Origin of the sequence: Desulfosporosinus shakirovi, assembly GCF_020595055.1 — a bacterium.
Lineage (GTDB): Bacteria > Bacillota > Desulfitobacteriia > Desulfitobacteriales > Desulfitobacteriaceae > Desulfosporosinus > Desulfosporosinus shakirovi.
Map to the genome: position 1 here is coordinate 81,767 of NZ_JAJDOO010000004.1, position 22,445 is coordinate 104,211.

18 protein-coding genes and 1 pseudogene are annotated in these 22,445 nt (G+C 39.2%); 14 read left to right on the plus strand and 5 right to left on the minus strand.

Annotation, left to right across the window (positions count from 1 at the left end):
• Window positions 1-21 precede the first annotated feature (21 nt).
• From LJE72_RS05190 to LJE72_RS05205, 4 genes are all read left to right on the plus strand, one after another.
• Window positions 22-1,434 (plus strand): reductive dehalogenase, encoded by a 1,413-nt coding sequence (locus LJE72_RS05190; protein WP_229246561.1) that lies wholly within the window; start codon window positions 22-24, stop codon window positions 1,432-1,434.
• A 36-nt stretch (window positions 1,435-1,470) separates the two neighbouring features.
• Window positions 1,471-1,776, plus strand: a complete 306-nt coding sequence (locus tag LJE72_RS05195) for a hypothetical protein (RefSeq protein WP_229246562.1) — start codon at window positions 1,471-1,473, stop codon at window positions 1,774-1,776.
• A gap of 115 nt (window positions 1,777-1,891) precedes the next feature.
• Window positions 1,892-2,569: a 4Fe-4S binding protein gene (locus LJE72_RS05200; RefSeq protein ID WP_229246563.1), complete on the plus strand. Its 678-nt coding sequence runs from the start codon at window positions 1,892-1,894 to the stop codon at window positions 2,567-2,569.
• A gap of 1 nt (window position 2,570) precedes the next feature.
• A complete protein-coding gene (locus LJE72_RS05205; RefSeq protein WP_229246564.1) occupies window positions 2,571-3,515 on the plus strand; it encodes a 4Fe-4S binding protein in 945 nt (314 codons plus the stop codon).
• A 76-nt stretch (window positions 3,516-3,591) separates the two neighbouring features.
• Here LJE72_RS05205 and LJE72_RS05210 read toward each other — a convergent pair.
• The 4 genes and pseudogenes from LJE72_RS05210 to kamA all read right to left on the minus strand — a co-directional run.
• Window positions 3,592-3,862: pseudogene (locus LJE72_RS05210) on the minus strand (aryl-sulfate sulfotransferase); the annotation flags it as partial.
• Window positions 3,802-4,095, minus strand: a complete 294-nt coding sequence (locus tag LJE72_RS05215) for a hypothetical protein (RefSeq protein ID WP_229246565.1) — start codon at window positions 4,093-4,095, stop codon at window positions 3,802-3,804. The gene LJE72_RS05215 and the pseudogene LJE72_RS05210, both read right to left, overlap by 61 nt.
• A 104-nt stretch (window positions 4,096-4,199) precedes the next feature.
• The gene (gene ablB / locus LJE72_RS05220; RefSeq protein ID WP_229246566.1) at window positions 4,200-5,063 is read right to left on the minus strand and encodes a putative beta-lysine N-acetyltransferase; all 864 of its coding nucleotides are present in this window, start codon (window positions 5,061-5,063) and stop codon (window positions 4,200-4,202) included.
• Window positions 5,054-6,316: a lysine 2,3-aminomutase gene (kamA, locus tag LJE72_RS05225; protein WP_229246567.1), complete on the minus strand. Its 1,263-nt coding sequence runs from the start codon at window positions 6,314-6,316 to the stop codon at window positions 5,054-5,056. The genes ablB and kamA overlap by 10 nt, the downstream gene beginning before the upstream one ends.
• Window positions 6,317-6,673: 357 nt before the next feature.
• Here kamA and LJE72_RS05230 point away from each other — a divergent pair, with 357 nt between their 5' ends.
• The 8 genes from LJE72_RS05230 to LJE72_RS05265 all read left to right on the plus strand — a co-directional run bounded on the left by LJE72_RS05230 (window position 6,674) and on the right by LJE72_RS05265 (window position 18,579).
• Window positions 6,674-8,800, plus strand: a complete 2,127-nt coding sequence (locus LJE72_RS05230) for an amino acid permease (RefSeq protein ID WP_229246568.1) — start codon at window positions 6,674-6,676, stop codon at window positions 8,798-8,800.
• Window positions 8,801-9,272: 472 nt separating this feature from the next.
• On the plus strand, window positions 9,273-10,472 hold the full coding sequence (locus tag LJE72_RS05235) for an MFS transporter (RefSeq protein WP_229246569.1): 1,200 nt from the start codon (window positions 9,273-9,275) through the stop codon (window positions 10,470-10,472).
• Between the two features lie 273 nt (window positions 10,473-10,745).
• Complete coding sequence (locus LJE72_RS05240) at window positions 10,746-10,937, plus strand: hypothetical protein (protein ID WP_229246570.1); 192 nt, start codon at window positions 10,746-10,748, stop codon at window positions 10,935-10,937.
• Window positions 10,938-11,133: 196 nt separating this feature from the next.
• Complete coding sequence (gene vanR / locus LJE72_RS05245; protein WP_229246571.1) at window positions 11,134-11,832, plus strand: VanR-ABDEGLN family response regulator transcription factor; 699 nt, start codon at window positions 11,134-11,136, stop codon at window positions 11,830-11,832.
• On the plus strand, window positions 11,822-12,946 hold the full coding sequence (locus LJE72_RS05250; protein ID WP_229246572.1) for a sensor histidine kinase: 1,125 nt from the start codon (window positions 11,822-11,824) through the stop codon (window positions 12,944-12,946). Before vanR ends, LJE72_RS05250 begins: the two co-directional genes overlap by 11 nt.
• Before the next feature lie 92 nt (window positions 12,947-13,038).
• Window positions 13,039-13,992, plus strand: a complete 954-nt coding sequence (locus tag LJE72_RS05255) for a D-alanyl-D-alanine carboxypeptidase family protein (protein ID WP_229246573.1) — start codon at window positions 13,039-13,041, stop codon at window positions 13,990-13,992.
• Between the two features lie 312 nt (window positions 13,993-14,304).
• Window positions 14,305-16,059, plus strand: coding sequence for a cell wall-binding repeat-containing protein (locus LJE72_RS05260; RefSeq protein WP_229246574.1), 1,755 nt, complete (start codon window positions 14,305-14,307; stop codon window positions 16,057-16,059).
• A gap of 165 nt (window positions 16,060-16,224) precedes the next feature.
• Window positions 16,225-18,579, plus strand: a complete 2,355-nt coding sequence (locus LJE72_RS05265; protein ID WP_229246575.1) for a hydratase — start codon at window positions 16,225-16,227, stop codon at window positions 18,577-18,579.
• Window positions 18,580-19,090: 511 nt separating this feature from the next.
• Here LJE72_RS05265 and LJE72_RS05270 read toward each other — a convergent pair.
• Window positions 19,091-19,585 carry a CarD family transcriptional regulator gene (locus LJE72_RS05270; protein WP_229246576.1) on the minus strand — a complete coding sequence of 165 codons (495 nt, stop codon included), beginning with the start codon at window positions 19,583-19,585 and terminating at the stop codon, window positions 19,091-19,093.
• A gap of 410 nt (window positions 19,586-19,995) precedes the next feature.
• Here LJE72_RS05270 and LJE72_RS05275 point away from each other — a divergent pair, with 410 nt between their 5' ends.
• Window positions 19,996-21,042, plus strand: a complete 1,047-nt coding sequence (locus LJE72_RS05275; RefSeq protein WP_229246577.1) for a phosphodiester glycosidase family protein — start codon at window positions 19,996-19,998, stop codon at window positions 21,040-21,042.
• A gap of 686 nt (window positions 21,043-21,728) precedes the next feature.
• Entirely contained in the window at window positions 21,729-22,346 is a 618-nt protein-coding gene (locus LJE72_RS05280) for a DUF6789 family protein (RefSeq protein ID WP_229246578.1), read from the plus strand.
• The last annotated feature ends 99 nt before the right edge of the window (window positions 22,347-22,445 follow it).

Sequence of the window (22,445 nt, forward strand, 5' to 3'; positions counted from 1 at the left end):
AAAGGTTTGGAGGAAAAAAGCATGCCAGAACAATTAACTAGAAGACAATTGTTAAAGGCTTTAGGTTTTGGAGGCGTTGGGCTTACTCTAGCGTCAACAGGTATTCTTGGTGCCGCTGGAGTGACCAATGCGGCTGAAACGGCTTCTGAGATGAAACCACAAGAAATCGCAAAGCGTTATTGGTGGGTAAAAAATGTCGATAAGCCTACGACTGAGATCGATTGGTCCACAATGAAGCGCTTTAATGAATGGGAAACAACTCGAGGTAGTCTTGCTAAGTATCGTGGAGCAGAGTTTGATAAAGAGATGAATAAATTACAAAAGGGTAATTTATTAAAGTTTGAAAAGGAAAGTGTCCCTGGTTATACCACTAAAGATATGGCTTTAAAAGCAGCAGTAGAATATGGGCGGCCAGACTTTAAATTTATGGGTCCTCAAAAGGCTTTAACACCTCAGGAACGGGGTGTCCCTCGTTATGAAGGTACCCCAGAGGAGAATGCACGAATTGTGACTGCAGCATTACGCCATATGGGTGCAGCAACTGTGGGTTTTGTCGAACTTAACACTGAAACCACTCGCAAGTTAATTTATGGACAAGAACCGGCACCGAGTAAGAAACCAATAGTATTTGAAAACATCGAGGTGGGATATGAAGACAAAGATAAGTTAGTGATTCCGGAAAAAGCTCGCTATGCGATTGTTTATAGTGTACAAATGTCTACTGAAACCATGAAATATGGGCCAACAATGTTAGGCTCTCTGACAACAGCATTGAGCTACACTCGTCTATACACCATCTATTCACAGCTTCATGAATTTGTTAGGAGTTTAGGTTACAGCTCTTATGGTGCTACGGCTTTGAATGGTTTTGGAATTGCTCCTGCATTTGGGGTTTTGGCTGGTTTGGGAGAACTCTCGAGACTCAATCGGATTATTACTCCAGAATATGGTCCGATGGTAAGATTAGCTGTGCTTACAACCGATTTACCGCTTACCCCGACAAAACCGGTTAACTTTGGAGTAATGAACTTCTGTAAGGATTGCAAGACCTGTGCAGAGTTGTGTCCTTCTAAGGCTTTAAGTATGGACAGAGATCCCTCATGGGAGATCAAAGGACAGTGGAACAACCCAGGTCACAGAGCTTATTTTGAAGATTCTGTTAAGTGCCGGAACTACTGGAATCAGTGTGGAACGAACTGTGGGATTTGCTTCTCTGTTTGTCCCTACGCAGTTGATGATGAAGCAAGCCTGCACCGAATTGTTAAGGGTACTATTGCCAGCACGACGATGTTTAATTCTGTACTTGTTGCTGCGGATCGAGTGACTTTTCCAGCTCAACCAGAAAAACCCCTTAAGAATCCAGAAGATTGGTGGAAAGATGTAAACTTAGCTGAGATGGGAATTGATACGCGTAGAGGCGGGCGTAATATCTAAAATTAAACTATTGTATTAACTAATGGGGGTGAAGGTATGCTTTGGTTGTTTTTGGGAATCGTCATAGGTTTTATACTGAGCTTCGTTATTTTAAAAGTTAAAGCTGGACAACTTAGTGTGAAGTGGTACCAGTGGGTTCTTGCATCAGTTTCTGTTGTTTTGTTGTTGTTAACGATTGAGAATTATCTGGGCTTAAAAATGGAGCTTGAAACCTATGCCTCAAATTTTGTCCTGCTCGCCATGGGATTGCCTGCAGTTGTCTTGGGAGCACTCATCTGGATCATTCCGCTCATAGCAAAGAAAAGAAAACCAACATCAGATGGACAAAAGTTAACCGCATAATGAGTTTCTGTGGATAGTCAGAATTTGCTTAGATGTCATAAATAAACGAGGGTTAAAGATATCGCTTTAACCCTCGTTAGCCATGTTTAAGAGGATCCTACCACGGAGGAAGCTTATGAAGATTTCAAGAAGAAAGTTTTTGGAAAGGGCAGGCTCGATTACTGCAATTTGCTTACTCGCCCCTTTATATATTGTAAAAGCGGATACACCTCAAAGGCCACCAGGTGCACTAAATGAGCAGGATTTTTCAGCGCACTGTATTCGTTGTTTGAAATGTGGAGAAGAGTGCCCTACAGGTGTTATTTCCTTCAATCGATTACAGAAGGGTGGATTAACTGAAACACCGATTCTTACGAATAAGGATCAATGTAATCTATGCATGAACTGTATTAATATCTGTCCAACCGGAGCATTGCGCCCATTGTCACAAAATCCAGAACTTCAGGCGCATGAGGCAAAGAAAGCATACTCTATTGATGATCTTCAACCAAGATTTAACCTTGGGGTTGCTCAATTAACAAGAAAAAATTGTATCCTTTATAATGGGAGAAACAGAAAATGTCTCCTGTGTTACGAGGTTTGTCCATTAAAAGGAGACGCGATTATTGTTGATGAGCAAGGAAGACCTGTAATCGATAAAATTCGGTGCTATGGGTGTGGCCTATGTGAAATTGCGTGTCCTCCAATAGCCATTACTATGCCAATGAGCCGTGAAGATAAGCGTTCTTATGACCTCTACGACAGAATTAATAAAGGATCATTTTATGAGCGTTATCCTTCGAGGAGGTCATGAATTGACTGTACAACAGTTGCGTAGAATTCTTCAAGTTGGTTCGCTACTCCTGATCTGTTTAATTCCTGTCATAGAAAGCTACAAGAGGCTTGTCTACCACTTACCGAGAAATTCAATCGGAAAACTTTATTCAGTTTCTGAAGAATTAAGTTATTTAGACTCAAGTTTGAAGGGTGGATATTTAGAGTCAGTTATGATCGCGTTAGATGCGTTTTTAGGCAGTATATTTGAAAATATTAATGCTCTAAATCGTTTAATTGAGGGTTTTAGTGGGTATTTCTGGTCAATAACAATCGGAGGATTTACGGTTATTGATCCGTTAGCTGTGATACAAGTTTCTAGACAGAGCTACGCTACTTCATTAGATTTTTGGTCTTCAATTCTGCTGCCCATAGTTATCGTTCTTATTTTCGGGAGAGTATTCTGTAGTTGGATCTGTCCATTTAATACTCTTCAGGAGCTAACACGTTTCGTCTTGAGAAAGCTTAAAATTCCCATGATCAAAAAAAGTCTACTTACTGATTCATATTTGCGCTTTTTAGTTCTCGGAACGGGAATCGTTCTAACACTATTAGGTATCGCAGTATTTCCACATTTCTTGCCATACGTTCAACTCGGGCGCTTCTTTTATTATTTGACGATTGGATCAATATATTGGACCGGTCTTATATTTATTGTCGCGATTTTAATTGTCGATGGCTTACTGCAAAAAGGATTTTGGTGTAATTATCTATGTCCAACAGGTGCGTTGCTTAGCTTGCTCGGGAGAAAAAGAAAGGTTTGTGTTCGGAGAAATAAAGAGACGTGTATCGGGAGTTGTTCACTTTGCGAGAAGGTTTGTGTTTGGGATTCACATCCCAAATTGGATGAGTTCTCTAATTGCAGCAACTGTCATTTATGTATCGATAAATGTCCTTCGAAGGCCCTAAAGATATTTAGGCCATAACTTGACAAACTTAAAATCTATCCAAGGAATCATAGGGGCACTCTGGGAAATTGATAATGTACAGGGCTTAAGGAGCACAAGTATCTTCCACTGTACCTGAATAGAAATTATAGGTGAGCACTAATATATTACCATCTTCTATTACTAACTGGTCATCATGATAACCACTAGGCAAGGTATACTCCTTAAAAACTTTGTCGCTGAAAGCCCTTTCATATAAGCCGTAAAATACGGCATTTTAACCAAGCGCTCAGTACCCACCAAGAGATGTCCATTTAGCATCGCTTTAGGTCAAAGTTAAAGTTTGTATTAGAATACCAGCGTATATCTCCGGCGTAATCATAACCTGCAAGCCTTCCGGGTCACCGATAATCCAATTCAGCTTGCCTGTTTCATAGTCAATAAAATCCCGTTCCTTAAGGATTTCACCTGTTTTATAATCTGAGAGTGCTCCAAGAAATAATGATAGAACAACGTTCTTACTCAAGAAAGCCAGTGCTATGGCAAGAGTTAGCATATCCCAGCGTTGAGAATTCTCCAAGGCAGGATCAACTTCGGCTCCTAGAGAAATTGTTGGCATAAGAAAGGCCATAACTGTCATACAGGTCAATACTAATTTTGATTTTTTTAGGATTTATATTTTCCGAAAAAAATAATAGGTAATCAGTCTTAATCTAACACGCCTTAAATTGTTTTAACCCAAATATTCATATCTTCAAACTTCCCCATAATGTTACAGTTATTAATTTGTCTCCCCGTAAATTTGTATCCATGCTTACTAAGTACGATATTAATGCCAAGAGATAGTCCTCTTGACAAGCTAAACAGAGAAATGTAATTTCTATCACTTAGCGTTTGTTCAAGATGATATACTAACTCGCTTAATAATCCTCTTCCTCTAAAGTGTTCAAAGGTTGCACAATCTGTTATCTCAGCATGCAATAATTCCTGATGCAAGTCCGCAGAAGCGGCACTGACAATGATATTTTCAAATTCAGCGACTTTAAAAATAACTTTCTTGCTTTTGATAATGTCGGCAATAAAGTCAGGCTCATTCATCGGTGTCGGATAGGTCTCAAATACTGTTTCATATAAAACAGCCAGCTCACTCGCATCCTCAAGATTTGCGTTGCGTATGACAAATTCCTTGCTGAATTGGTCATGACGGTATAGGCTTGTATACTGTTCCGCCGTCTCAATAATTTGATCTTCTTCGTTAATATAATGACTTCGCCCTCTACTGGGATCATTAAAAAATGAAACACAATACCCAGTTTCACCTTTAAAATAGCCATCAATTGTACCCTCAAGCACAAACCCATTGTCTGTAAATATTTGAGCATCTTGCTTATAGACTGTAGCTATGATTTTGCCCATACCGTGCTGTTTACATAGGTCTATAGAGTTATTTACTATTTTTATGGTATTGCCGTGATAGTTAAGAAGTTTTATTCTCTGATTATGGAAATCAATATAGACTTCCAATGATAAGTCATCTAGACTAATTGTTTTATATGAATTACCTAGGCTATCTGCATCTATTCCCATTGATCACGCCTCGCGATCCGATTATTTGATTTGGGCACAAGACTTAATTTTTTCTCTCGGAAAAGTTTCTCAATACCTGTAATAGGCATGTTTTGGTATTCTTGACAATAATCACAATGATGACATTCATTTGTTTTATCTTCCGGCTCAGTATAGGCACATATAACCCCTTCATAGTTACGGAGGATAACCTTATCAGCAGACTGGGAGATAAGGTATTGCGGGCTGACAGGGATTTTTCCTCCGCCCCCCGGTGCATCCACAACATAGGTCGGGACAGCATAACCAGATGTATGACCACGCAGTAGTTCGATGATTTCAATGCCTTTACTTACAGATGTTCTAAAATGATCGATGCCAGAAGATAGGTCACATTGATATAGATAGTAGGGACGCACACGCATTTTTACTAAATCGTGTACCAACCTTTTGATGATATAAGGGCAGTCATTAATTCCTTTTAAAAGGACGGTTTGATTGCCGAGGGGAACTCCTGCATCTGCAAGTTTTCTACAGGCCTCTTTTGTCTCCGGCGTTACTTCTTGAGGATGGTTAAAATGAGTATTTAGCCAAATAGGATGATATTTACGCAGGACATTGCACAGATCATCTGTAATCCTCTGAGGTAAGACTACAGGTGTCCTAGAACCAAAGCGGACAATTTCCACATGATCAATAGCTCTGAGACTCGATAGAATATAATCAATAGTATCATCACTTGCCAGTAGGCTGTCCCCTCCTGAAATCAATACATCTCTGATCTGGGGGGTCTTTTTTATATAGTCAATTGCTCTTTGCAGTTCTTTCTTGGGCAGGGCCATATCTGTCGAACCTGCCATTCTTCTCCGTGTACAATGACGGCAGTACACAGAACATTGATCGGTGATGAGAAATAACACTCTATCAGGGTATCTGTGTGTAAGTCCTTTAACTGGAGAATCGCGTTCCTCATGGAGAGGGTCCTCCATATCACACTTTGCCTCCTCCATTTCTAGTGCCATTGGAATGGCTTGTTTTCGGATAGGGTCGTCATGATTGTTTTGACTGATGAGTGTAGCATAATAAGGAGTAATTGCCATGCGTAGAGTTTTAAGGCAGTTATTTATACCGCTTATTTCATCTTCAGTTAGATCAACAACCTGTTTTAACTGTTCTACAGTTGTAATTCTGTTAGCGATTTGCCATTTCCAATCGTTCCATTGCTCTTCCGTTATATCTCGCCATAAGGTAATATCTTTATAGTTTCTTTGCATGATGAACTCCTTCTAAGATATTTGGATTATTGTTTCACCTTTACCCTTACCGTATACAACGATTTGATTCTATGTATAATCATGTCTTAAAAAGATGTGCTGTTTAGAACTCTTGAATCTCAAGAAGTTAGGTGAAGTATTTTTCTACGGGTTGGATTATAAGGGAATTACAAATTTTCATATTGTAAAGGATTATCCACATCTCTGTCGAAACTATTTCGGAATGGATAGAAGTAAGGGAAGGTCATACTAAACAGGTTCACATAATGCAGTTCGGATTTTAGCAAAACTCCACTGCAGAATTATTGAAAAATAGAACGTATTAAAAGACTAATACTGAATAAAGGAACTTGAATTATGAATAAAAATATCTCGAAAAATATAGGTTTGGGAACTATTGAAGGTGTTTTTATTCCTACAATTCTAACTATATTGGGGGTAATACTCTATCTTCGCTTGGGGTGGGTAGTCGGAAATGTCGGATTTATAGGAACTCTTACCATTATTGTTTTAGCCCATGTCATAACACTTTTTACAGGTCTCTCTGTTGCCTCTATGGTATCCAATAGTGAAATTGGGGCAGGGGGAGCGTATGCTATCATCTCCCGTTCCTTGGGACTTGAAGCAGGTGGAGCAATCGGCATACCTCTTTTTCTTTCTCAGGCCTTTTCAGTAGCATTCTATATTATTGGCTTTGCTGAACTTTGGCATAGCTTTTTTCCAGCGCATCACATATTAGCTGTTTGCATTATTACCTGGTTAGTTTTAGCAGGTATCTCCTTGTTTAGTGCAAAGTTAGCATTTAGGGTTCAATACTTTATCCTTTTTGCAGTAGTCCTTTCCCTTATATCCTTTTTTGCCGGACCTTCCATAAATGAAGGACCTGTTTTATTATGGGGGAAAATGCAAGAAGCGACCTACTGGGAAACCTTTGCAATCTTTTTCCCAGCTGTAACAGGGATATTGGCAGGTGTGAGCATGTCAGGTGAACTGAGGAATCCTAGAACAAGTATTATCAGAGGTACACTGACGGCTATTGTGCTGGGCTTTGTAGTCTATGTTCTAAGTGCATTTTGGTTTGCATATCGTGTTCCGGAAGAAATGCTTCTTAAAGATACTTCGATCATACTCCGGTTAGGATTTTCAAAAACTTTAATAATTGCTGGAATTATGGGCGCTGTTCTATCTTCAGCTTTATCAACCTTGGTTGGTGCCCCCAGAACTTTAGCTGCTTTGGCAGAGGATCGACTCGTTCCCTTTTCAAAAGGTTTAGCATTAAAAGCCAAAAATGGAGAACCACGCAATGCCATAATATTATCGGCCATTATTTCTTTAGCTGTTTTGCTAGTGGGTAATTTAAATATGTTGGCGAGCTTGCTAACCTTATTTTTCTTAATGACATATGGAACGATCAACTTGACGGTGTTAATAGAACAGGCAACCGGCGTAGTTAGTTTCAGACCACAAATGCGGATTTCTATTTTAATCCCAATCATTGGCTTCCTGGGCTGTATTTTCTCGATGCTTCTTATAAGTAAACTATTTACGCTGGTTACTTTTATTATTATTAGTATGATCTATTATTCGCTTGCCAAAAGAAATCTAATCTCAACCACAGGAGATATCAGAGGAGGTCTTTTCGCTCTTATTTCTGAATGGGCAGCACAAAAAGCGATGTCTCGACCTTACCATCCCCGTTTGTGGAAACCTTTTCTCTTAGTACCTGTCGAAAATCATGACGATTTGCGTCGCATTATTCGTCTGGTGAGAAGTATTATCTACCCTTCCGGAAGACTATATTGCCTAACGATGAACACACATACAGACCGCATTGAACCTCAACTGAATCTTGAGCTGGACAATATTTTGTTACCTTTAAAGGAAGAACATCTTTTTAGCCAAAAAATCAATTTAGATAGCCAAAATGGTTTTGTTATTGATCTCCCCATTGTTATGCAGACTCTACTTAATACCTTTTTACCTCCAAATGCCGTTCTTTTCACGATCAGTCATGATGTAAACAAACGTATTTTACTTGAACAAATGCTCCATCAAGTACGTCCTTTAAAACTTGGGGTTATTTTACTTTATGTTCATCCTAAATATGGTTTTGGACAAGAGCGGAAGATAAATCTTTGGCTCAGAGACAAAAGCCCTAATACGAATCTGGCGGTATTAACAGCACTACAATTATTTAGAAACTGGGATGGATTATTGACTTTGTCAAGAACTGTCACGGCAAAGAAGGAAGCTGCCCGTGCTGCTGTGCAGATGGAATTGTTTAAAGAAAAAGCACGTCTGCCTGTTAACACTGAAATTAATATCATACAGGGAGATTTCACAAAAGCTATTATTTCATATAATACCGACATAACAATTGTCGGTATGCCTAAGACTTATCAACAAATCCTTGATTTGGTAGAAATAATCCCGAATACTGTCATTTTTGTTTCTGATTCAGGATTGGAGAGTGCTTTAGTTTAAATAAGGCTTTGCTTTCGTTTCAGAAGTAACTTGGAAGATTAAAGTAAACCCAATTAACTGGCTAAGTATTGTTAGAATTGTACACAACAAGCACAATAAACGAGGGCGGCGAAAGTCGCCCTTTCTTTATGTCTAAACGTAACAAACCGTGGTATATTGCAACATTACCAAGTATGAACCGCAGCAATCGACGCTCTCAAGATGGCTTAGTAATAGAAGGGAAGCAGCCAAGGCGACTACCGACAGTCTTAAGAATCTCTAGTGGACGCAGAGATCATGAGAAACTAATCAGGATTTACTATATCTAGGAAAAATTATGCTTGACAATTTTTTATTTCATACTATTATGAATATATAGACATATAGATGTATAGACAAGTCGGCAAAGGGGGCGATATAAAAAGAGGTAAATTAGGGTTGGCTTATGGTTGAGTTGCGTTATACATAATTCTTTTATAGAAAGGAAGATATTATGAATGAAAAAAGGCAGTCATTAGTATTACTGGCCATATTTTCTTTTGGTTTTATTGCTATGGGTGTCGGAACCATTACACCTGCCATAGCAAGTATAGGAGGAGCATTCCCGAATATAAGTTTCAGTACTTTATTACTGGTATCCACGATTCCTGCTCTTGTATCTATTCCAGTTTCGATTATAGGTGGCAGTGTTGCAGGAAAATCTGTGAAATATAGGACATTGGTGCTCTTTGCATCATTGGTGTTCAGCATTGCAGGGGCAATTCCTTATTTTTTGCATGATTTCACCCATATATTGTTAGCTAGAGGTTTTTTCGGATTGGGTCTGGGGCTTATTATGCCCCTGAACAGTGCTTTGATGTTTAATCTTGTGCCACCTGACAAGCAGGCAAGTGTCATGGGAACAAATAGCGTTGTAATGAATATCGGAGGAATTGTGCTCCAATTGTTGGGCGGTGTTCTTGCCTCAGTAGACTGGAATTACAGTTTCCTAGCCCATGCCCTTGGTATAATCACATTTTTTATTGTTTTAATTTACCTTCCGGAGCCTCAGAAGGCAGAAATGCCTTTAGGTACTGAAGCGGTAAAACTAAAAATGCCCACTTCAGTCATAGGATGGAGTATAGTATTTGGGATAATTACAATTTTAGACTATCCATCACTTACAAATATGTCTTCAGTACTTTTGACCATCAAGGCCAATGCTGCTGTTGCCGGCGTAGTTCTAATGTTTATGACTGTAGGAGGAATGGCAGCCGGAGCAGTATTTGGTAAAGTGTTTCAAAGATTAGGGAGGCAGACGCTTAATCTAGGGCTTGTCTTTTTTATAGTTTCCCAAATAATTTTTTCTTTTAGTCAAAGTGTAACCTTATTTATAATTGGTGAAGTGTGTTTAGGTATTGGCTTAACCTTTAGTATGTCATCGATTTATATGCTCGCCGGTTCGTCAATCCATCCCAGCCAGACTCCGATGGCTATGTCCATAATTGTCTCAGGAATGAGTCTGGGTGGATTCCTTTCCGGATACTTTTATGCCGCTATTATAGAGCCGTTGCATATCACTACTTTGAGATTTCAATACTATTTTGGGACAGCAGGATATTTAGCTATCTTAGTATTCTTCTTAATAATATTTGCAATCAAAAAACAATCAGCACCTGTCGAACCTCCCACCCAACCCCAAATTGCGAAATGAAAGTTTTGCAGTCTAGTTTGATTTAACAACGTTATGCCATGTAAAAAAAACCAAAGGATCAATCGGTGGGGATGTCTTTGCGCTTAATGCAGGAAGTGCGGCAGTGAAGGCGGTAGAATTGTAAAAGTGTAATAATAGGCCTGCGATTTAAGGAAGAGAATTGTCTTCTTGAATCTGTACATGGTGAAGGGGCTTAGTACGTATAACGGGAGTTTTGGGAGCAGTTTCCCTTAGCGGTGGCTAACCCTAAGCTGAAGTGCGGATTGGCTTGCCATGGCAGCATCTTTCGATGGGTATGGTCCTAAAAGTTTATTAGAAACTACTATAATTGAGCATTTGAGATTAGCCCAAGTGTATGAAATTAATGACTGGCTTCATCAGAGTAAATGTACGAACAAAGAAGTTGCGGCTTTGGTTCCGGTTGTTGTTGAAACCGCCAGGATGGGAGATTGCATCTTTAATTAAATGGGGAAATAAGTAATCGTAGTCGGTTTTCCGTAGAGTTAGGAAAACCGACTTTCTGCGTTCTTCAAATTTAATATATTAAGAAAATCTTAAGGTTTTAATAAGGGAAATACTATGATAAAATTCTATATTTCTCGGTAACATGATATTATGATGGGTGTTTTTATTTACAAGCAGGAAGAAGAGGTTGGTACTTATGGGCGTCAGTATTTTAGTTGTAGACGATGAACAGTCCATAGCGGATCTAATTGAAGTTTATCTAAAAAATGAAGGTTTTAAAGTCTGCAAATTTTATAACGGCCAAGATGCCTTAAAGTGCATTATGTCAGAACAACTGGAGCTTGCAATACTTGATGTCATGATGCCGGACATTGATGGTTTTACCCTCTGCCAGAAAATCAGGGAAAAGCACAATTTTCCTGTAATCATGCTGACGGCAAAAGAAGAAGAAATCGATAAGATTACCGGACTGACACTGGGTGCGGACGATTACATGACAAAACCATTTCGGCCTTTGGAACTTGTTGCTCGTGTTAAGGCGCAGCTGCGCAGGTTTACCAAATATAATGCTTCCGAACCATTCCGCGAGGAAAAACTGATTGAATTTTCGGGTTTGGTATTAAATAAGGATAAACATGTATGTACTTTAAATGAAAAGCCGATGGCTCTTACTCCCACGGAGTTTTCTATTCTGTGGGTGCTGGGTTCCAATCGAGGTCGCGTAGTCAGTTCTGAAGAGTTATTTCACGAAGTTTGGGGGGAGAGGTATTTTATTAACAGCAATAACACAGTGATGGTACACATCCGGCATTTGCGGGAAAAGATGCACGATTCCGCAGAGCATCCAAAATACATAAAAACAGTGTGGGGGGTCGGCTATAAAATTGAAAGATAACAGAACGGGTGCTTTAAAAGCTTCGCTTATCTTCCTGGGGGTTGTCTTGTTATGTATTGTTACGGTGTGGCTGGTGGACCAAGTATTTAATGGAGTATTTTATGAATGGTTTTCTAATAGATTTTATATTGAAGCAAGACATCAAAGTAACGAAAAGATAGGGGTTATTTTTAGAAGCTGGTATGAAATTAAAGAAATTTTGATTGTTGTATTTTCTGCTCTGTTAATATTTTTAGCGTTTTGCACTTGTGTCTCAGCATATTTTTATGCTCGTTATAGAAGCAAAAAAGACATCAGCTTTATTACAGACTCAATTAATTCCTTCATCAAGTCAAATAGTTATGATTTAACCTTGCCGGAAAAATATTCTGAAATTGAAAAACAGCTGATCAAGATAAAAGCGAACTCCCAAAAGAACGAGCAGCTTGTGCAAACGGAAATGCAGCGGAAAAATGATCTGATTACTTATTTAGCACATGATTTAAAAACACCGCTTGCTTCAGTTATCGGTTACCTGAGTCTGTTGGATGAAGCACCGGATATGCCGGCAGAGCAAAAAGCCAAATACCTTGGGATAGGTTTACAGAAAGCTTACAGGTTGGAAGAATTAATCAATGAGTTTTTTGAAATTACAAGGTTTAATCTCCAGTCTATCGTTTTGAATAAAAGCAAAATAAAACTCGCTTTTATGCTTGAGCAGATGGCTGACGAATTTTACCCCATGCTCACCCCACAGGGCAAACAGGTTGCTATTCATGTCCCCGATGATCTCATCCTTGTGGGAGACGCAGATAAGCTTGTCCGCGTCTTCAACAATATTCTTAAAAACGCAATTGCCTATAGTTATAAAAACAGTGTTATTGAAATCATGGCCGATCAACAAGGGGAAAATGCCATACTAACTTTCACTAACCAGGGAGATCTGATTTCTCCTCATAAGCTGGATACCATTTTTGAAAAATTTTACCGCCTAGACTCTGCCCGTTCTACAAACACAGGTGGGGCAGGGTTGGGCCTGGCGATCGCCAAAGAAATTGTCGCGGCTCATGGTGGAACGATCTCGGCAGAAAGTAACTTGGATCATACTATTTTTACGGTAAAGCTTCCGTCATAAGTAATTCTTAAGAAGTTCATAAGAGGAAATTCCAACATGGTTCCTTGTTCAGTGCTTAAATAGAAACAGCACAGAATAAGGAGCTTTTTATAATGCGAAAAACTAAAAGAAAATCAAAGTGGACCCTTCTGTTAATGATAGGTGTTATTGTTATTGCTTTAAAATCTAACATTACTCTTAATGGTCAATCATTGTTCGGAAAAATTGACGGTGATAAAGCTGGATCAGTTCCCGTATCAACAATATTTGATTCTGCTGATTTTATATCCTCAGACAATCTGCACAGTTCCAATGCGATTCTGGTTCGCTTAGATAATCAGAAAGTTTTGCTGGAGAAAAACTCTAAGCAAAAAGTTTTTCCGGCATCTTTGACCAAAATTATGACAGCAATCGTTGCAATTGAAAAGTTACCGGATTTACAGAAATCTATAGTTCTTCCCGATTCCATATTCCGGGAATTATACAAAGCAGATGCTTCAATGGCAGGATTTACAGCGAATGAAAGAGTTCGGGCAATTGATTTGCTTTACGGCGTAATGCTTCCAAGCGGAGCGGAATGCTGTATTGGCCTTGCTGAACATATTGCGGGATCAGAAAAAGAGTTCGTTGAGATAATGAATCAAAAAGCAGCAGAGCTCGGTATGAGCAATACGCATTTTACCAATACAACAGGACTTCACGACGGTAAGCACTACACGACCGTCAAGGATTTGTCCATACTTCTGAGCTATGCGCTAAAAAACAACACATTCAAAAAAGTCTTTACAGCTTCACGCTACTCCACCCCACCGACAAATGTACATTTCGGCGGGATTAGCTTTTATAGCACAATGTTTAAAAATCTGGCAAATCCAGTGATTGAGGGTGGGAGATTTTTGGGCGGCAAGACCGGATACACCAATGAAGCCGGACTATGTCTGGCAAGCCTTGCCCAGAAGGATGGCAAGGAATATATACTTGTGACGGCTGGAGCCAAGGGTAATCATGAGTCCGCGCAATACGCCATTGAAGACGCTTACACCGTGTATGAAAAATTAGGGAGATGAATACACCTTACCTGGCATATTCGTCTCCCATAATAACAGATATTTGATTATAAGAATTATGAAACTTTGTCATCCGGCATGGATTCTTATTTATTATAATTAAGTAATTTGGTTAGGGATTATATTAAAATCCAACATAATTAGTATCATCTCTTATAAATTTTTTTTATTCGATAATATAGCTACGCTATTCGTATAAATGGGACACTTTTGTTATTAAATAGTACGTTAGTACAATGCTCATTACGACATACTTCACTTCTTCAAGATGAGATAATTATCCAGATATAAATTGAAGGAGTGTAACATCAGATGAACAAAAAGATAATGGTCTTAATCTTAATCTTCCTGTGTAGTTGCATTTTTGCAGGAACTCCAGCGATTGCTGCTAATAATAATTTAAGTCCGGCTGCTGACTCGCCTCAAATAGTCAGCACTAATAGGCTGTACGGACAAACGAGATTTGAGACCTCCAAGGTCATCGCTGAGTATTATTGTATCGGAAAGGTTAAGAATGTAATCCTTTCAACAGGAAACGATTTTGCAGATGCTTTATCGGCAAGTGTCCTAGCCCATGAAAAGGAAGCGCCTATACTATTAGTGGATTCATCGGTTGATAACTCAAAGGATGCTTTTAATTATATCACTCAACATCTTGATGCAACCGGAAGGGTTTATATCATAGGCGGTACAGGAATAATAAGCACGGAATTCGAGAGCGAACTTAATGATCTTGGAATCGAAAATGTTATTAGAATTGCTGGTATGGACAGGTATGATACATCTTATAAGATAGCCGGTTCACTCCAAGATACAGGGGTATCCACTGCAGTGATATCCTCCGGAGAACAATTTTCTGATGCTTTAAGTATTTCCAGTTTTGCAGCTAACAAAGGCTGGCCGATTTTGTTATCTCCTCAGGATGCCTTTCCTCAAGAAATGAAGAACTATTTGCTGGAAAAGAAGCCTTCCAAAGTATACATAACTGGGGGAGAAGGAGTAATATCTGATAATATAAAATCCCAAATTATTAGTTTGTTACCTCAGGCTGGTGTTGAACGGTTAACTGGACAATCTCAGTTTGATACGAATGTGATCATTGCAGAGACCTTTGCACCTAATCCTTCAACAATATATCTGGCCACAGGTTACAGTTTTGCAGATGCTTTGGCAGGCAGTGTTGTGGCAGCCAAAACAGGAGATCCTATTATATTTATAGATCCTTCAGTACCGACATTACCGAATTCAACAGCCAGTTACTTTGCTAAACTTTATGCAAATATTTTAAATCCAAGTTTGGTTTCCTTTGGGGGAAGCAGAGTGGTGACGGATGAGATCGTTAAAAGTTCAAGAGACTTGATGTGGGGAAAAGCGAAAGAAACTAGTATTTATTCAATAGCGGATATTACTGCAATAGTTACTCGAAATGAAGAGTATTCTCTACCTGCAACTGTTCAGGCTAAGCTTTACAACAGCGATGCTATTGAGGTGCCTGTTCAGTGGAATCCGAAGTTCGGCGATACGAGCAAAGTAGGGTCAAGTGTTTATGAGGGAGCCGTAGAAGAATATAGTCAAATGATTAAACTTACTCTTACTGTCAAAGAAGCGGTGTCAGTCCCAATCGCCCAATACTCTACTCACTTTGATTCAAACCAGGTCAATCGTACCAAGAACATTCGCCTTGCTGTAAAGGCTCTGGATGGAAAACTATTGGCACCCGGAGAACGTTTCGCATTCAATGAGAGTGTGGGTGAACGAACGGCTGAAGCAGGTTATAAAGAGGCAATGGTCATAGTGGGAGACGCCTTCACCCCAGGACTCGGGGGTGGAATCTGCCAAGTTTCTTCTACTCTTTACAATGCAGTCACTCTTGCCCATTTAGAAATTACTGAAAGACATCGTCATTCCCTGCCTGTAGATTATGTACCTCCGGGACAGGATGCAACCGTAAGCTTTCCCATCCTTGATTTTAGATTCAGAAACAACACGGAGGCTTATATCCTAATCCGCAGTTTTGTAGAAGGGGATACCTTAACCTTTCAGCTTTATAAAAAGGCTAAGAAATAATCGAGTTTTCTAATGCTATTTACGGGGAATGATAGTTATTAAGGCTTGGGTTGACACTCTAGCAACATAAACAGGAAAGTATACTGTATAAATCTTTCTGTGAGAAGAGGTTTATCTCAAGTAGTGATATAATAAAGGACGGAAAAATTATTCTTGGGAGGCAATATGATTCGTATAATTGATAATGGAACGTATCTTGTCAATGGAAAAGATCTGTTGGAGATACGGGAACAAGAAGTTCTATATGGTGCAGACGGTCGTCAGGTGAATATTGAGGATTTTCCGTATACTAATCAAAACTTTGATCGCCAAAGTGCTCGGAAAGATACTATGTCGTTTAAGATTCTCACTAACAAAAATACGTCCGGTGATGTTGATAAGCTAAAGATTCGCTTTGATGTCTTGGCTTCTCACGATATTACCTATGTGGGGATTATTCAAACCGCGCGTGCCAGTGGACATCTTGCAGAGTTTCCGATACCCTACGTACTGACAAATTGTCATAACAGTCTTTGTGCTGTCGGCGGAACGATCAATGAGGACGATCACGTTTTCGGCCTTTCGGCTGCCCAGAAATACGGCGGAATCTATGTTCCCGCCCATCAAGCTGTTATCCATCAGTATGTGAGAGAGATGATGACCGGTTGCGGGAGTATGATTCTCGGTTCAGATAGCCACACAAGGTATGGGGCTCTTGGTACGATGGGGATAGGCGAAGGCGGGCCGGAATTAGTAAAACAGCTTTTAGAGAAAACTTACGACATTACTTTTCCGGAAATCATTGCAGTATACCTTAAAGGTAAACCGCGACATGGAGTGGGGCCCCAGGATGTTGCTCTTTCGATCATTGGTGCGGTGTTTAAGAATGGTTTTGCGAAGAACAAGGTACTGGAGTTTGTAGGACCTGGAATCGCTAATTTATCTGTGGATTATAGGAATGGCATTGATGTCATGACGACAGAAACCACTTGCTTAAGTTCTATTTGGCAAACAGATCAAAAAGTAAAAGAATACTTTGAAATTCATGGACGACCTGAAAGTTATTCTAAGCTGGAACCGGGAGAAATTGCCTATTACGATGGAGCGGTCATCGTAGATTTAGACAAAATTGAGCCCATGATTGCGTTACCCTTTCATCCCAGTAATGTTTATACCATTGCCGAACTGAATAGGAATACCGACGATATTCTGAGGATGATTGAAGTAGAAGGCAGAAAACAAATTGAAAATCCAGCGATTAAGTTCAATCTTACGGAGCATATTGTTGACGGGAAATTGAAGGTCGATCAGGCCATCGTGGCAGGGTGTGCAGGGGGAACTTATGAGAACTTGGTTGATGTTTCATCCATTGTAGACAACCATTTTATTGGCGATGGGAGCTTGTCATTAGGAGTCTATCCGTCTAGTCAACCGATCTATCTTGAATTGGTAAGGAATGGTGCAGCGGCCAAAATGATGACCGCCGGTGCTGTTATTAAAACGGCCTTTTGTGGACCCTGTTTTGGAGCTGGGGATGTACCAGCTAATGGAAGTTTCAGTATAAGACATACTACCCGAAACTTCCTCAACAGAGAAGGCTCTAAACCTGGAGATGGACAGATCTCCTCGGTGGCTCTGATGGATGCTCGATCAATTGCTGCAACTGCAATTAACGGAGGAAATTTGACCCCTGCAACAGACGTCGATTTTTCAGTTGCGGATTTGCCGTATAAATTTGATAATAAGATATACTCTAATAGGATCTATAACGGTTTCAGTAGACCACAGACGGAAAAGGATTTGAAATACGGGCCTAATATTGCCGACTGGCCTAGGATGATTGCTCTGCCGGAGAACCTTGTTTTAAAAGTAGCTTCGGTTATTATGGATCCGGTCACCACTACCGATGAATTAATCCCATCCGGTGAAACATCGTCCTACCGTTCCAATCCCCTTAAACTTGCTGAGTTTACATTATCAAGGAAAGATCCCGAATATGTGAGTAAAGCCAAAGAAGTCCAAGCCTTAGAAATCGAACGACAAAGCCTTGTTTCTGGTAAGAGTGATTCAATTTCAATGCATCTAAGAGAAATCTGCCAGGAATTAATAACTAATTCTAATCAACACTTTACAGATATTGAGGATGTGTTGAAGAGGATTGGGATCGGAACTACCATCTATGCAGTAAAACCGGGGGACGGATCAGCTAGGGAGCAGGCTGCATCAAGTCAGAAGGTTTTAGGTGGCTGGGCCAATATAGCTAAGGAATACGCGACAAAACGTTATAGAAGTAATTTGGTTAACTGGGGCATGTTACCTTTTACCATCGAAAGTAATCCTGAAATGATCTTTCATGTTGATGATTTACTTTTTATTCCTAATATTAAACAAAGAATACTGAATGGGGATGAAAATATTCCTGCGCAGGTGATAAGTTCCAAGGGGATACAAGAAGTTGAATTATCCTTAAGGAATTTATCCAAAGATGAAAGGGAGATAATTCTAAAAGGATGCTTGATTAACTTCTATACAGGGGAATAAATGATCCTAAAAAATCGTTGCTGTTTCTGAGGGTCGTGGGCCATTAACCTGTGTCGATTAACAATATCTTCGTATAGAATTTGGGAACACTGTTAAGTAAAATCATGCATGTCAAATGACATTTTATTTTAGTTGATTATCCAATTATTTAGAACACCGGCCGGATATGGTTGGAATATGCTTCTCCTACTGGTAATAATGAGGTAGAGTTGTGTAAGGGACCCATAGACCGCTTAAAAAGCGGTCTATGGTCTTTTTTAGCGTGTACGGCTGATGGCGGTTATATCAGTAACAGAGTATACTTAAGTTAATGAGTGATTGGAGGTAGTTACTTTGGGAGATAAAAGTCCTAAGAACAAGGAGAAAAAGAAGAAGAAGGCCGAAAAGAAAGTCGTTCCTATATCTTCTTCAATTGCGCCGGCTAACAAGCCTCAATAATAAATTTATGCAGATAAAAATCCAGCTTTTAGCTGGATTTTCTTTGCAGTTGCACTGCTATGGAACTATAACCTTACGTTAATTGGATTAAAAGGATTTCATCTAGTAAATGGTCAGCTTGTTCTTGAGCAATTCCTTTGACTTGCATTACCTCACTGATAAACATCCGACGGGCACTGTTTAACATATTTGTGTCTTCGGATCCAAGCTTGCTCTTTTGACTTTTCCGCATTAAATCTCGTATGATTTCAGTTCCTTTATAAATATCGCCAGTTTTTATTTTGCTTTTATTAAGATCCCTGCAATAGCGTTTGTCTTCATAGATAATTGGATCTGTATTTCCAAGGTGAAAATCCGTAAGAACATTTTCTAAGATATCAGGCTCCACTATCTGACGAATACCAAGAGCTGAGGCTTTTTCTGTTGGAATCATAACTTGCATATTGATTTGAGGCATATTCAATGTATAGTAAAGCTTCTTTTTTCCTAATACCTCTTTCTCTTCAATGGCTTCAATGATACCTACACCTTGCATTGGATAAAGAACCTTGTCTCCAATTTGAAACATAAATACACCTCCCAAGTTACTTGTTTAAGTATACCACAGGAAGGGATACTTGACAAAAACTATATATTACCATATAAAATTAGTTGTTGTCAACAAATAATTAGTAGGATTTGCTATGGGTTATTTGGAAATTTTCCTTCGCTGAATATAACAAGTATGAGATATTATGTCTTAACTTCAGGATCTGTGTGGGGCATCCATTGTAGTTTCGCTATCAACGCTTTATCCAGAGGTTGAGGTTATAGAATAAGGGGTAATAATATTTAAACGAGCGATAAAAATTCGGTCGTTTATTAAGAGTTATTTTAATCAGTTACCTTTCTATAATTTAGTTTAACCTTTATCAGAGAATATGGTGTAAAATATAGTTATTTAGTGAATCAAGATTATCCCTAGGAGATGGAGGTAAAATGAGTAATACTGGAATTCCTAAATCTTCAGACCCGACATGGCAGCAGAGGCTTGATAGGAATCCTGCAGGGATCTACTATTACAGCAGGAGGAAAAAGCGGTTAAGGCAGTTATTAACGGGGATGCTCAGTCTCTTTATAATCTTTGGCTTGTGCTTTTTAGGGTTTTTGTATGCACCTATCCAACCTTTTGTGATGCTTCGTGAATTATGGGTGACTAGCGCTATGACCACATTGAATCATCAATACCTGGCCACCTACTTGTTCAGCGAGGCAGAGATTCAAAAGATAATGGATAACAACAAGGTTGCTGATCTGGGCAACTCAGATCCTTCAAATATTGAAACTCCAGGAACTGACAAAAATACTGGAATGGAACTTATTGATATCAGCCAAAAGGGTTTTAAGGGTTATCTGCTTAAAATTAAGGATCCCGGACGAGTCGAAGTGGCAGCAACGAGTTATCTCGGTGAGATGGGAGCAAAAGCCGAAGATATCGCCAAAGAAAATGGAGCAAGTGCAGTTATTAATGGAGGCGCATTTAATGATCCAGAAGGTAAAGGCAACGGCGGACAACCTCTGGGCATCCTCATCTCGGACGGACATATACTCCATAAAGACCCAGTCTCATCATTCAATATCATCGGGTTAAATCGGGACGATGTTTTGGTCCTTGGTCATTATACTTTGAATCAAATCAAACAGATGGATATAAGGGATGCCGTAACATTCAGCCCCTTCCTTGTCGTCGATGGTAAACCGTCTATTACCCATGGAGATGGGGGATGGGGTATTGCACCTAGGACAGCGATAGGACAGACAAAGGAGGGCAGTATTTTAATGCTGGTGATTGATGGTCGTCAGATTGGGTCTCTGGGTGCTACACTTAAGGATGTCCAGGATATTATGCTCGAAAATGGTGCCTATAATGTTGCGAATTTAGACGGGGGCTCCTCAACGGTTCTTTACTACAATGGAAAGATAGTTAATCATCCCTCGAGTCAGTATGGTGAACGCCATGCGCCGTCTTTTTTTATTGTGAAATAATGTAGATTCAATTCCCTTTGAACTATTGAGAACTCGTATAAAAGACCTGCCTTTAAATTGGTAGGTCTTTTATATTAGCAGAAAGTATAACTTCTCGTTATATACTTTTTGGAAGGTCCGGCTGAATATTTCGTTGACCGAGCGCAATCATCTGGGAGATTGAGAGCAGTCGTCACGTGATTTGAGTGTACTTGTTATAATTAAACTTTGATTCCATATATGATGAAACTTATTCGGCAAATGAGATTTACCGTGATTAGAATTTTAAGGTCTGGTATAAAATCATATGAGGTGTTTAGGCTATACACATCTAGGTCAAAGTAGTTGCTTTTAGTATTTGGGAGAATTATTTCAGATTAGATGGAGATACGTTCAAAGGGATCGTGGAAACACTGTTCATATTAAGGATATCAATAGCTTGCTTGAAAGAGAATCTGCTGCAATTTTTCAACGGGATTTTAACAATTAGAGCAGGCATGACTTCCAGGTTATGATATACATCATTTTTTTAGTAAAGGATAAGTAACGAAAAAGTTTTTTAATACCTTTTTAAGGTTAACGAGACCAACGTGTCAAATTATAATACCTCTGTTTGGTAATTTTGGTATATATTTGCCTGTTTCCTTTCAAATAGTTTTTCTTTATTAAGAAAAACTAAGCTATATCATTGAAAGGAGATTTTAAATATGAAGTTATTACATAGCCTTGATAGGGTTTCTGAATTTATAAGTTCAGGGAAGAAAATGAGAGATTCAATACCTATTGGGTTTATCAGCGGGCTAATGGGGACGATTGCCATGGATTTAAGCAATTTGATGTTCAAGAAAACAGGAATAAGCGAAAAAACTTATGCAGAGTTTGCCGGATCAATTTTAATGAGACCTTCCAGGTTGCTTTTCAAGGAAAATCGAATGTTAGGTCAAATATTACACCTTATAACGGGTTCAATTATTGGTATACCCTTATTTACTGTATTAAAGAAAACAGGTAAAGATAATCACCTATTTAAAGGAGCGATATATGGAACCTTTACTTGGGAACTTCTTTACTCTTTTGGGTTGAGATACAATGTATTTAGATCAAGAGCCTACTGGACAAGCACGCATATGACTACTTTAATTGATAATCTAGTCTATGGCTTTGTTTCGTCGGCAACTATGATATTCCTTACGGATCGCGCAGTTTTACCCAAAGGCAGTGACAAGCAATTAGAGACTCAGAGGGAAGGTGAAATACCAAAATTGAATGATGATCGGACAGGGGATTCGTTTTACAATTACGAGGATGAAATGAGACTCCATTAGTATACAAAAATCTCAAGTTTCATTACGGCCCCATAAATAATTATTAATAGGCTTAAACATTATGAGAGATACCTCTTTTACCGAGGCATCTCTCATAAT